Below are 11,683 nucleotides of genomic sequence, written 5' to 3'. Positions count from 1 at the left end.
TAGCCCATAGCACTTGCTCTCCGGTTTCATTTTTGGAACCTCCCTTTATTCCCGTTCCTTTTCGGTTTCATTTTCGGAACTTCTTTTTATTTCGTTTTCTGCTTTTGAAAATCTAATTTATTTTATTTTAAATCCTTATAATCCTTCGGATTAATTTTCTAATAATTTCTATTTGTATAAACTTATTATTTGCTTATTTTTTATGTTTTGTGATATACTTAAATATTACTATTTTTCATGGTTGGTGCTAGATCGTTATATATATAAGTTTCGTTTTTGGAACCTTTTTCTTTAACTCTTATAGGCTAAATTTAAGCCTTTTATTACCTTTGTTAGTTTTCCTAGCCGACTTCTATAAATGGCTTTATATGAGCTTCTCATTGCCCTCTATAGCTTTTTAAAGGCAAAAAAATAGCAACCTCTAAAGGCTGCTATTATCTGTCATCGTGTCCATGATAATTTTTAGGTGTTCCTCCTAATTGATAAAATCGTTCATACATGTAAGATGATAAATCTTCAAAAGCTTTATTTACTCGATCAAATGCGTTTTTAGTCCCTATATATTCCCTGTCTTCCAGCAATGCACGCCTTGCATACGCTACTTCTTTAGCAAATGCTACGTTCAGATCGTAAGAATCTGATTGCCGGTTTCTACTTGAGAAGTACTGCAAACCTGCGCTTTTAACGGGTACTAGCATATTTAGAAGCGGCTCCGGGTTTGGTCTCGTTCTCCTAGTTTCTTCTATATCTGGCAATGCTTCTGTTAGCTCTTCTGCTTCGCTTAAAAACCCTAATTCTAGCAATACATCAACAATATCACTGAAACTTTCGTATACGTCTTCGCTTTCTTCACAAGCTTCTCTATAACCTTTAAAGCTATCTAAATACTCACTATCTGCATTATCTAACAGTTTTATAACGCTATTTTTAACATCTTCTTTATTGCTGCTACGCAATTCGTTTGCGTAATCTTCTAACAATACATTTATTTCGGGTACCTCTACGTTGTTTTTTTGCAACAACAGTTTAGCGTCTTCTATTTTATCTAATTTAGGGCTTCCCTCTAGCAATACGCTTACATCAGTCATAGATTTAATAGCTATATCATAGCCGCCCTCAAGATCAATCTCACGATCTTTTTTTAGCTCTTCTATATTACGCTCTACCTTGTTTCTTGCACTTTTCACTAGTGCATTTATTTCTTCGTTGGCACTTTCATTGCTTTTCAATTCGCTTCTTATATCACTTACAGTACGTTTTAACTTTTTATATTCTTTTCTGTAAGTATTCATATATTCATGACGTTCTAACAATACTTTTAAATAGGCTTCCATTTCGCCTTGCACTTCGGTCATAATGCTTTCTATTCGCTTAAATTTATCTAAATTACTAACCATTACTCAACACCTCGCAATGTTATTTCTGTTCTAGGATTAGTTAAAGTTTGAAACTTCGCCATAGACACCATAACTATGCGACTGTCTTTCACTTTCAACCCTTTAAATATGCTATCAAATGCCGCTTTTACTAGGTTATCTATGTCTGGGGCTGTGGTTTTCATTATATTATTGATCTTCTTTTGTTTTTTAGGTGCTTGCACATAAAAATAAACTTCTGCTTTAACCCCTAATGGCGCCCTCATAACGTTATAAAAGTTTTCATTTATAGCTTGATCTCGTTCAAGCATTTGTTGTACTTCTTCTAAATAATTAGCGTATTTCTGGGGATAGTAGGTTATAGTTTTACCGTCTTTCGTCTTTCTAAATTCTGGGCGGGGCGTTGCTACTGGGTTTATATCAATTGTATAGCTCCATTCGTTAGCCATAATAACCCTCCTACATTTTATCTTTTAAATTCTCTGGCAAGGGTTTTTCTTCTCTATTATTATCTTCTGAATAATGCATATTCATATCTGATAAATGCTTATTAACGATTTTTGCTTGATTTTCCATATCTATGCCCTTAGTTTTTTTACGTTTTTCATATTTTTCTGGGTGTTCTACAAAGTCATTATATAGCTCTATGAGGGCGTTTATCTGGTTTAAAGTAAAGACTTCCGACAAAGCATAAAATGCCCCGTATTCTTTTTCTAATTCGATCAATTGTTTTTTATATCTAAAATTTGTAGTTTTACTTAAGTTTATTTTTTCATTTAATTTTTTTAACGGGACTTCATTAACAAACCAATCTAAAATGAACTCACTTTTCTTTTTTGCAATAGTTAATTTCTTTTGCGTTTTTGTATTTGCCATAATAATACGCTCCCTTTTTATTAATAAGCATTAGTTTTATTTGTATCTTTAGTTTCCATAGTGTTTAAATGACACTATGGACACCCTGTGTGTTCAGCACACTTTAAACACTCTATATTCACTAATATTTGAACCTATTTTTACTTTATTACTAGAAATTATATTACTATGATTATTATTCATTTAATATCATAAAACACGTTAATTACTAGCCTTTAGAACAGTTATTTATGTTAATCATAAACTAATTAATATAAATTAATGTTTCACTTTTGAAACTATTAATATTTATGGATTTATTATAACATGTTGGTTCCTTTTTTGAAACCTTTATATTTTTATGTATTTTTACAAATTTAATTTATATATTATCGTTTAATTTTATAATAAAATAATGACCTTATTATTTTAATAAGGTCATTACTTCTGCTATTTGATCTGCTGTATATAAATCTTGAAAACTTGATTTCTTGCTTCCAATTTGTACTTTAAATTTTGGTACACTATGATTTAATTCTATAAAATGTATTGCTACTGCTTCGTTTGGAAGTGCTACACTGTATTCTTCTTTTTCTGTTGTTTCAAGTTCATCATATATTCTATTTGCAAATTCTTGATAGTGAGGATTAATAGCCTCGTTATCTACAAAAACAAAATCATTACCACCTGCTAATATTTCTCTACTTACTTCATCATATGATATTTCTTCATATTTTCTTGCTTCTTTTTCTACTGCTTCTACATCAACTTTATAATCTTTTATTGTTACATATAGTGCTGAACCTGCTGACATTCTAACGCTTACTTGTTTTGCTGTATATCCTAGATTGTTTTTTAAGTCTTTTCTTAATAATTTAGCTTTTTCCTTTAAGTCTAATATTGTCATAATCAAAAACCCCTTTATATTATTTTTAATACTTTTTGTAAATCTATGATGTGGTTAGTCCCTATCACTTATTAACTACCTTTAGTATATCGTACATCTTTGTACGTGTCAATAAATATTTCCTTTCTTTTTTTATTTCTGAGATTTGGATTTCTGGCAACTCTTACCTACACTTATCCAGCCTTTAATATTTCGCTGCAATATATTCAATTTCTCAGAACAACAAAAAGCCTTTTGATATATCTCGATATATAACAAAAGGCTTTATTTCTTAATGTAGTATTTTATTAATTTCAATGTTTGTCTCTACGTCCTCTTCTTCTTTATATTCTACTTCATCAAACAGTATTAGCATTTCATTTTTACAATCTGAATTTAGCTGATCGGCTATATTATATACATCATTGTTATTATACATTTCTAATCCCTCCAGTATTATAGATACTTTGTATCTTTTGTATCTTTTGTAGCTATTGTGTTTATGGTGGTTCCCAATTATACAGATCAATTAACCATTCTTGAGTTTCCATGTTACCCAATAAAAATATTGATACTATGATAAATAAATCTGTATCAGATATATATTTTTCTAAATTACCGTTATATTTATTACTACTAAATTTTAATATGAAATTATCATTATGAGCCTTTTCCCAAAACATTGAATATATTTCATTATCGCTGTGATTGTTCAATATTTTTAATTTGCCAAATGGTTTAGCTGTTACATTCAAACTATCAATATTAACCATTCCTTTTACATTCATAACTCCACCTCATTTATATATTTTAGATACTTTGGACACTTTGGACACACAAAACACTTAGAACACAACGAATACTATATATACTGATTATCGAATAACGCCGCTTTCATAAAACATTGTTCCGTTGTGGTAAAGCATTAATGGTAGCCCTATATGTTGGCTAAACTTTGTTCTGAAATTTCTGCTGTTTTTAATATCATGAATAATTATATTGAACTCATTTTCTTTAGGGTCGGTATATTCAATAAAATAATTATCACTTTGTACCGTTGGATATATGCTATAGTTATTCTGTCTTTCTTTTAACTCTTGTAGTTGTTTATGCTGATCTAATGTTATGACATATGATTTTGCTTTATTTCTAAGTTCTTTACTCAAATTATTTTGTCTGTCTCTTCCTTTTTGAATTTCTTTAAAATATTTATCTACTGAACCATGTACCATATAAAAACACCTCTATATATTATTTTTAATACCTTTTGTAAATATAATGCAAAAATAAAATTTATTCGTTCTTCGCATTTTTTCTATTATCTAATTTCAATTTGATGGGTATATATATTGTTATACCAGCTACCATAAATACTAAAGCTGTAGTTACATCTATTAATATATCCATATTCTTTACACCTCATTTAATAACTTTAAATTAATTATATCGTACATTATTGTACGTGTCAATTAAATGTTATTCTTAATACATTTTGTAAATAACCGCTTCTGGATTTATCATTATTAGATACTTAGTATCTTAAGACTACCTAGTATTTTATGTAGCTAATATAACGATACTGCGTATCTTCAAGACACTTTGGACACATAGTATCTATTGAATACTTTGTATTCTATGAATACCATGTATATATAGTATCTAAATTAAACTACATTTACTTATGAATAGGGGGGACGTAATTTGCGTTACCACTTGAAGCGGTTTTATTGTTCATCTAATCTTCTTAATTCTCTAGTTACTATATCAAAGGATTTAAGTTCTTTTATTTCTGGATAGTTAATAACATTTATCGGCTTTATACCACATTCAATAAGTGCTGCATTAACATCATCTAGTGATTGTCTTTCATTTGGCTTTAGATCGTTCATGAAGTCTAATAAAGTTTCTCCAGCAAATGCAACACCACCATTTGATTTTTCATCATCTTTAAGAACAATATTTAAATGCCTCATACATGAACCTCCTTTGTCCACTTGAAATTATTTCTATCTAATCCAAAATAGCTTAATTCATCTTTAAGAACATCTATGTTAATAAACTCATGAGGGTTGTTTAATATAGCTCTTATTTCCGCTTCTGATCTCATATATTTTTCATCAATTGGTAAATCTCCGCTATATAATAAATATGCTGTCATGCTTATTAAAAAATCTTCTCTATCTGTTAATTGCATTTCCATAATACACACCCCTTTGAACCGTATTAAAGTTTATTATCTAATTGAATTAAATGGTTTATTATTTCTTGGCTACTGTCGATACTTTCCATACTGTCGCTTACTGGATAACCAAAATATAAACGTACTCGATTAACATCTTCTCCACGTTCAAATGCACAAAAATAGAAATTGTTTTTTTCTAACTCATATTCAATCGGTTTAATAATTGCGCTGTATAACGTATCAAATAACTTATTATCTTCTATATCATTAGGTATTTCAGAATTAATATCATCGTAATCATGTTCATATGCATCTAACCTCACATACTGATTAGCATAAAATTTGTTAATTGCTTCAATTTGGTTCATATAACAACACCTCATATTACTTTATTTCAAATAACCGCTTCTTAATACTATTCCATAGATACAAGGTATCTAGTGAACACTTTAGATACCTTGTAGTTATTAATATATATGAGTAGGGTGGTCTGTCCATTCATTAAGCTGTATTGTTAAAAACTCTATGTCTTTATCTGTAAGTCTTTTATCCATATATGCTTGTTGCATACGTTCAATATCTTCTTTGCTTACATAGTCACTTAAATTTAGATCATGTCCTTCAAATTCAATTATGAAGCGGTCATGTACCTGTCTATTTGCACAATAACCCACAACATAACGTGCTACTTTAACAACACCCGTCACATACTCCATATAGCCTACTGTGTTACCTGTTGCTCCTTTATCTGTAAATGTAATACCTGCTAAACGTTTCATATTACTTCACTCCTTATTATTTAAATATGATTTAATATACACCGTTAATTAAACAGTCTAGTTCTGATTGTTTAATCAATGTATCGCTCTTTAAATGCTTCAATAATATTTCAAACTCTTTAATCGCTTGTTGTTCAGAAATATACGTTTTAACTGCTATGCCAACATCTTTATTACTGTAATCCAATATTAAAAATGAAGCGCTAAATTTAATGAGTTGATAGCTTCCTTTACGCTTAATAATTTCCATATATAAAACCTCCTAAATAATTTCAAATCCTCTTAATTCACGTTCTAATTCATTCATCTGCTGTAATTTAAAGCTACGCTGTACCCCATGTGATTTAATCGTTACTTTCCCGCTCTTATTAATCCATATCCTAAAGCTGTGCCACTGCTTAACGTTGCACGAATGACCTTTATATATACCAGCTCCCACTTCCTGCACGTTTAGTCCAATATAAGTTAAGTAATCTAATAACTGTTTTGTGTTCATATATAACTACCTCCGCATTTAAATTATTTTCGTTATATCCGCTTCATTTATCTGTGTTTCTAGTATCATGTATTCATCGGCTTTGCTTTCTTCTATAAAGTCTTCATCTATATCCCTAGTAGATAAATTGTTTTCTATTTCTGCTTCCGCTTCTGATTTAGTAGGGAATACACCTAAATGCATGACCTCTCCATATGTTTCGCTCCATATCAACGTATATACTGTGTTGTTTTTCATTCTGAACCTCTCCTTTAATGAGTACTTATTCTACAATGCCTAATATATCGCCTTTACCTAATTGCGTTTTTAGTATCATGTATTCGGCTTGTGCTTCTTGAAAATCCGCTTCATCTTCTACATCTAATTCATTGTTTTGTTGTCGCTCTCTCATATGATTAGCTCTAGCAAATTCTACTTGTACTTTACTGTCATAAACCCCAATCAATTGAATATCTGTAAATACTGGCTTGAGGATTAACGTATATACTGTTTGCCCGTTCATAATTCAACACCTCTTATATTATTTTTGATACTTTTTGTAAATTGAAGCGGTAAATTATCCGCTTCCTATACATTGGAAGTACCTTTAGATCATGTTGTTTTGCCTTGTTTTGATTATATACACAGTATAACGTACATTGATGTACGTTTCAAGTATAAATGTGTTATTTTTAAAACTTTTTGTAATTTAGGACAAATTAAAAAACCCTAACACATTGGCTAGGGTGGGTGGTTTTTGCTCTTATTGAGTTTAATAAACTACGATTACTTATTGTATTAGACGCTCTTATAAGGATTGAGGGCGGGAATTTGCGACGCCCATTGTAAGCGAGCAAGTTCCCGCCCGTTGATTGAGTTCACGACGCCCCATGAAGCGAGGGAACTCAATCACTTGAAGCGGGTCATACTTTTACTATGATTTATGAAAATACATTTTAAGTCCAAATGCTAATAATATAATGCCTGCTATACCTATAACACTATATTGCCACATAGGTATATTATTTTCGTTTGCAAAGTAATAACCTACTTGCATTGATGAATACATGAAAAAACTTAGAAAACCAATTACAAAAATCACTAATAGAATTAATAAAATCCATGCATACGTTTTTTTCATAAAAACCCTCTCTTTCATACACTTTTTATTCCATTGCCTAATATCCGCTTCCTAGACGTCTATAGCAATTCTAATCATATATCTGACCGCTTCATCATTAGTTGCATTAAGTCGCTTTAAGGTAGACAATCATTGTCATTATCAAATACCTATATATATCATATGACTTTATCACTATTTTACTGATTCTCTTTGTTACGCTTTCTTTTCCAATCTTTTATTCCATTTATTACCAATAGAACAATAAATGTATTTACGATAATTACAAAAATAATCACAATTACCATAACAACTGTACTTGCATTATTAAGGTATACTAACGCTTTATCTACACCCATTGCTAGTTTTCTGAATTTCCCTTGTATGATGTAATCAAGCACGATATATGCCCCCAGCATAAAGCCTGCATATATAATGAGTAACAATGCCACAGCTAGTTTGTTTTCCAAATTTTTTATAACGGGTTTGCTCACTTTGAACTCTCCTTATTTTTAAATTTTTCTAATTTCAAAAGGTCAAATTACCCAGACTTAATATGCTGTTTAAAAAGGCTTGTTTCATACAAATCGTTGTCGTTTAAAAGCTGTTTAGCTTCCGCTTCATCACTTACTTGATTAAAGTCTATGAGTTGTGAGATAAAACCATTCAAATTTGCGGATATTTTTGTTTCATGAATAATTCCTAATATCGCTACAACATCGAACCTGTTCATTTTTTGTGGCGTTTCTAATATAGCTTTAAAGAATATAAATACTTGTGGCGGAAACCCATTTTCATATTCTCTGACTAATTTATCAGTCGGTGTTAAATAGGCAATATTTTCAGTGCTTTGTTTGCCCTTATCAAAATTATATAGTGTATTAATAAATAACTTCACGTCGTCATGTGTTGGTGCTTGTTTTATTTCATTTAACAATCTACACAACATGCCCTTATTAAATTCATAGCAATTGCAAAATAAACAATGCACCGCTTCTATAGTATCTTTTGTAAAACTTGGGTCATATTGGATATTTTCTATAATATCTTTGTATTCAGTACTGTCTTGGCTGTTTAAATATAATTGCTCATATTTTAAAAGGTCAAATTCTGTTATTTTTGCTGATTTATTCATGAAAACACCTCTACCTATCTTCTATCTAATCTATCGTTCAATGCCCATTTCTTTTATACTAACAGATAATAATCAATTACATAGCTACTGCTTCCATTAGTTCATAATCAAATATTGTTAGCTGTTCATGTGAATCTGAAATACTATAATTAACGCTTCCTATGTCACGCTGCATGTAACTACTAACTGCTGTTTGCCATTGCTCTAACGTTGGTTTGTCGCTGTAGGGTATTTGTAAAAAATCACATAACCATTCTATTTCTTCATTCATCATTTGTATATCCTCCTTTATAGTCATAAGACTAATTCCTTTAGGTCACGCATTATTTCTTGTAGATCAATTTCATCAATAACCGCTTCTATTTCGTCATGTAGATAGTCATACGTTACAAATTTCAAATCTTTATTGCGTATAAATAAGCTTTTACCTATCTTCACGCCACCTAATACTTGAGATAGTTTATATTGCTGATACATGCTATATGCTATTTGTTCCTGTTTTAATAACGGTTTAGCTTCTTCTACGGTGTAAGCTCCTGTATATACGTTTGATTCAATCGCTTCTATATGTTCATTACATCTTTCTTTTAAATAATCTTTAAATAGCTTCTTTTTAAAGTTTGTTGCCATCGTTAATACCTCCATGTAATTCATGTGCATTGCTCTTTTTTGATTTGAGGGCGGGAATTTGCGACGCCCCATGTAAGCGAGCAAGTTCCCGCCCGTTGATTGAGTTCACGACGCCCCATGAAGCGAGGGAACTCAATCATTTGAAGCGGGTATTCGTTAAATTGTACATCTGACAATCACGCCATTACTTAACTTCTCTGTTCCGTCATTCATACAACTTGTTAGCACCGCTTCATTACTTTCATATTCCATAATGTGCTTAATAACTTCTTGTGCTGTTTCATCTTCAAAATACCAGCATAAAAAATCCGTATCGTTCAAGAAAAATTGCATTTCAAATGCTACATAATCTTCTATATTTGTATCTTCTTTATGCCAGTAAGGACTGATAAGGTCTAATACCTCTTTTACCGCTACATCGTCCCATTGCTGATAATGTGATTCTTCTTGTAGTACTGCTTTAAGTTCATGTTCAAATTGGGCTGTCATTTCCATTTCTGTGTTCCTCCTTAATCTACATACTTACTGTATCTATCCGCTTCGGTTAATTCTTTCGAGTTCCAGCAATTCATTTGAGTAGTTTTCTTTGAGTTCTGCTTCGGTTAAATCGTCCCTTAACCCGTCTGTGAAAAACCATTCGACAAAATACCATTCAATTTCATCATCGGTACATTGTCTGAAATGCTTATTTTCTTCATCAAATCCATCAAAACTACCCTGTGCCTGTGATTGTTCTAACCACTGAATTGTTCTTTGTTTAACTGCACTGTTCATTTATATTTGCTCCTTTTCGTTAGGATTACTTATTAGGGTTGAGGGCGGGAATTTGCGACGCCCATTGTAAGCGAGCAAGTTCCCGCCCGTTGATTGAGTTCACGACGCACCTTGTAAGCGAGGGAACTCAATCACTTGAAGCGGGTCTGCTTGTTTAATACGGTCTGCATTGTTCAATGAATAATTTTGCTAAAGTCTTGTTGTCTGCGCCTTTGTGAGCTTCATACGTCTGTTGCCATACTTTAGGTAAGTTATCTATATTCTCTTTAACCTCGTCGATGTATCTGCATAAATCCGCTTCTGCTATTCGTTGATTGTGCTTCACTTTTCTACGTGTGTTATCTGCCATCATCTTAAATTGTGTCGTTGTCCGTTCATGCAAAAAGTTAATCATGTAATACGTGTGTCTCACATCTACCGCTTCCATGTGCTTCATTGTATGACCTCCTAATATCGTTATATTATTATCAATACTTTTTGTAAGTTAAAGGGCTAGAAATAGCCCTTTAGTTAGCTGTAATCCGTGCTTATTGTTAGCCCTCCTTAGTTATATATGAATATACTGCTTTACGTGATACTTTAATCGTTCCAAATGCTTCTTTAATCACTAGCTTATGAATAAAGTTTTCTAGTTCAGATATGCTGATACAAAACAATATTTCATTATCGCAATAACTTACATCATACGTTGGTTGTTCATCATAATAGAGGTCTTCCATTGCTTCTGCACTACACATATTTAATGCTTGTAAAAGGTCTTCCGCTTCATCTACATCTGCTTTACCTAATCCAAATTTATACCTTTTCTGCACTTCATTATTTTCGATAATATCAATACCTGCTTTTAAACTTGTTTTTAAGTCCATGTTTACCACCTAGTTCCTTAATATTAATAAGTCATCTTGTATTTCTGATTGATCTATATACAAACAATCAGTTGCTTGGTTATCTACCTCTATCACTACATCTATTTGCTTAATATCTTTGCCTGCTGCGAGATATGAAAGAATTTGTTCATGAATATCATATAAGTTTAAATTTATCTTACCGATTTTCTTATTTTTGCTATCGTTGTTTAAAGTCATTTCAAGCCCTCCACGTAATTGTTATTTTTAATACTTTTTGTAAATAAGAGGGCTGTTTATAGCCCTCTGTATTCCATACTCTTAAAGTAAACATCTTCATCTAAGAAATTCGGTGTATCTAATTCTTCAAAGTAATAATGGTTTAACTTATCTAAATCCGCTTCATCTGTAATACCTGTTTCATAACTAAAGATAGCTTTAACGACCTCACGAACATCGTTTTGTTGTAATACCTCTAAGATTTGTTTGTAGTTTTGGTTTTCCATAGCAATAACTCCTTTGTTTGATTTGTTACCTTTATTATATCGTACATTTATGTACGTTTCAAGTCTAAATGTGTTATTTTTAATACTTTTTGTTAAATAATACCATATGAAAAACCCCTC

General features: G+C 31.3%; 26 protein-coding genes. All 26 read right to left on the bottom strand.

Annotated elements, in window-relative coordinates; translation table 11 throughout:
• Positions 1-434: 434 nt before the first annotated feature.
• Positions 435-1,397, bottom strand: coding sequence for a hypothetical protein (locus KA856_RS04535; protein WP_145461817.1), 963 nt, complete (start codon positions 1,395-1,397; stop codon positions 435-437).
• The gene (locus tag KA856_RS04530; RefSeq protein ID WP_044120179.1) at positions 1,397-1,825 is read right to left on the bottom strand and encodes a RusA family crossover junction endodeoxyribonuclease; all 429 of its coding nucleotides are present in this window, start codon (positions 1,823-1,825) and stop codon (positions 1,397-1,399) included. The genes KA856_RS04535 and KA856_RS04530 overlap by 1 nt, the downstream gene beginning before the upstream one ends.
• A 10-nt stretch (positions 1,826-1,835) precedes the next feature.
• Complete coding sequence (locus tag KA856_RS04525; protein ID WP_145461816.1) at positions 1,836-2,252, bottom strand: hypothetical protein; 417 nt, start codon at positions 2,250-2,252, stop codon at positions 1,836-1,838.
• A gap of 403 nt (positions 2,253-2,655) precedes the next feature.
• Positions 2,656-3,138 (bottom strand): hypothetical protein, encoded by a 483-nt coding sequence (locus KA856_RS04520; RefSeq protein WP_165844916.1) that lies wholly within the window; start codon positions 3,136-3,138, stop codon positions 2,656-2,658.
• A 271-nt stretch (positions 3,139-3,409) separates the two neighbouring features.
• Positions 3,410-3,556, bottom strand: a complete 147-nt coding sequence (locus KA856_RS04515; RefSeq protein ID WP_174894829.1) for a hypothetical protein — start codon at positions 3,554-3,556, stop codon at positions 3,410-3,412.
• Between the two features lie 61 nt (positions 3,557-3,617).
• Complete coding sequence (locus KA856_RS04510) at positions 3,618-3,905, bottom strand: hypothetical protein (protein ID WP_145461814.1); 288 nt, start codon at positions 3,903-3,905, stop codon at positions 3,618-3,620.
• Positions 3,906-3,992: 87 nt separating this feature from the next.
• On the bottom strand, positions 3,993-4,349 hold the full coding sequence (locus tag KA856_RS04505; protein ID WP_204195429.1) for a hypothetical protein: 357 nt from the start codon (positions 4,347-4,349) through the stop codon (positions 3,993-3,995).
• A 492-nt stretch (positions 4,350-4,841) separates the two neighbouring features.
• Positions 4,842-5,090, bottom strand: coding sequence for a hypothetical protein (locus KA856_RS04500; RefSeq protein ID WP_210138525.1), 249 nt, complete (start codon positions 5,088-5,090; stop codon positions 4,842-4,844).
• Positions 5,087-5,317, bottom strand: a complete 231-nt coding sequence (locus tag KA856_RS04495) for a hypothetical protein (RefSeq protein WP_210138524.1) — start codon at positions 5,315-5,317, stop codon at positions 5,087-5,089. Before KA856_RS04495 ends, KA856_RS04500 begins: the two co-directional genes overlap by 4 nt.
• Positions 5,318-5,340: 23 nt before the next feature.
• Positions 5,341-5,667: a hypothetical protein gene (locus tag KA856_RS04490; RefSeq protein ID WP_145461811.1), complete on the bottom strand. Its 327-nt coding sequence runs from the start codon at positions 5,665-5,667 to the stop codon at positions 5,341-5,343.
• 99 nt (positions 5,668-5,766) lie between these two features.
• The gene (locus KA856_RS04485; protein WP_165844914.1) at positions 5,767-6,078 is read right to left on the bottom strand and encodes a hypothetical protein; all 312 of its coding nucleotides are present in this window, start codon (positions 6,076-6,078) and stop codon (positions 5,767-5,769) included.
• A 31-nt stretch (positions 6,079-6,109) separates the two neighbouring features.
• Positions 6,110-6,328, bottom strand: a complete 219-nt coding sequence (locus tag KA856_RS04480; protein ID WP_145344809.1) for a hypothetical protein — start codon at positions 6,326-6,328, stop codon at positions 6,110-6,112.
• Between the two features lie 12 nt (positions 6,329-6,340).
• On the bottom strand, positions 6,341-6,574 hold the full coding sequence (locus tag KA856_RS04475) for a hypothetical protein (RefSeq protein WP_210133928.1): 234 nt from the start codon (positions 6,572-6,574) through the stop codon (positions 6,341-6,343).
• Positions 6,575-6,592: 18 nt separating this feature from the next.
• Positions 6,593-6,811 (bottom strand): hypothetical protein, encoded by a 219-nt coding sequence (locus tag KA856_RS04470; RefSeq protein ID WP_204195426.1) that lies wholly within the window; start codon positions 6,809-6,811, stop codon positions 6,593-6,595.
• A gap of 25 nt (positions 6,812-6,836) precedes the next feature.
• The gene (locus KA856_RS04465) at positions 6,837-7,076 is read right to left on the bottom strand and encodes a hypothetical protein (RefSeq protein WP_204195425.1); all 240 of its coding nucleotides are present in this window, start codon (positions 7,074-7,076) and stop codon (positions 6,837-6,839) included.
• A 411-nt stretch (positions 7,077-7,487) separates the two neighbouring features.
• The gene (locus KA856_RS04460) at positions 7,488-7,694 is read right to left on the bottom strand and encodes a hypothetical protein (RefSeq protein WP_204195424.1); all 207 of its coding nucleotides are present in this window, start codon (positions 7,692-7,694) and stop codon (positions 7,488-7,490) included.
• 179 nt (positions 7,695-7,873) lie between these two features.
• Positions 7,874-8,167 carry a hypothetical protein gene (locus tag KA856_RS04455; protein ID WP_145461807.1) on the bottom strand — a complete coding sequence of 98 codons (294 nt, stop codon included), beginning with the start codon at positions 8,165-8,167 and terminating at the stop codon, positions 7,874-7,876.
• 47 nt (positions 8,168-8,214) lie between these two features.
• Positions 8,215-8,808, bottom strand: coding sequence for a hypothetical protein (locus KA856_RS04450; RefSeq protein ID WP_210138523.1), 594 nt, complete (start codon positions 8,806-8,808; stop codon positions 8,215-8,217).
• 76 nt (positions 8,809-8,884) lie between these two features.
• On the bottom strand, positions 8,885-9,082 hold the full coding sequence (locus KA856_RS04445) for a hypothetical protein (RefSeq protein WP_204195420.1): 198 nt from the start codon (positions 9,080-9,082) through the stop codon (positions 8,885-8,887).
• A gap of 20 nt (positions 9,083-9,102) precedes the next feature.
• Positions 9,103-9,438, bottom strand: a complete 336-nt coding sequence (locus KA856_RS04440; RefSeq protein WP_204195419.1) for a hypothetical protein — start codon at positions 9,436-9,438, stop codon at positions 9,103-9,105.
• Positions 9,439-9,594: 156 nt separating this feature from the next.
• Entirely contained in the window at positions 9,595-9,933 is a 339-nt protein-coding gene (locus tag KA856_RS04435) for a hypothetical protein (RefSeq protein ID WP_210138522.1), read from the bottom strand.
• Between the two features lie 36 nt (positions 9,934-9,969).
• Positions 9,970-10,212 carry a hypothetical protein gene (locus KA856_RS04430; RefSeq protein WP_210138521.1) on the bottom strand — a complete coding sequence of 81 codons (243 nt, stop codon included), beginning with the start codon at positions 10,210-10,212 and terminating at the stop codon, positions 9,970-9,972.
• Positions 10,213-10,366: 154 nt separating this feature from the next.
• The gene (locus KA856_RS04425; RefSeq protein WP_165844903.1) at positions 10,367-10,648 is read right to left on the bottom strand and encodes a hypothetical protein; all 282 of its coding nucleotides are present in this window, start codon (positions 10,646-10,648) and stop codon (positions 10,367-10,369) included.
• Between the two features lie 97 nt (positions 10,649-10,745).
• Positions 10,746-11,078 carry a hypothetical protein gene (locus tag KA856_RS04420; RefSeq protein WP_165844902.1) on the bottom strand — a complete coding sequence of 111 codons (333 nt, stop codon included), beginning with the start codon at positions 11,076-11,078 and terminating at the stop codon, positions 10,746-10,748.
• Positions 11,079-11,087: 9 nt separating this feature from the next.
• Positions 11,088-11,297 (bottom strand): hypothetical protein, encoded by a 210-nt coding sequence (locus KA856_RS04415; protein ID WP_210138520.1) that lies wholly within the window; start codon positions 11,295-11,297, stop codon positions 11,088-11,090.
• A gap of 56 nt (positions 11,298-11,353) precedes the next feature.
• Positions 11,354-11,683, bottom strand: a 330-nt coding sequence (locus tag KA856_RS04410) for a hypothetical protein (RefSeq protein WP_210138519.1), incomplete at its 5' end; no start/stop codon positions are given.

The sequence above is a fragment of the Staphylococcus sp. GDB9P120P genome, from assembly GCF_017893435.1.
GTDB lineage: Bacteria > Bacillota > Bacilli > Staphylococcales > Staphylococcaceae > Staphylococcus > Staphylococcus cohnii.
Note: the sequence above shows the minus strand (reverse complement) of the source record. Positions and strands in the feature narration are given on the sequence as shown.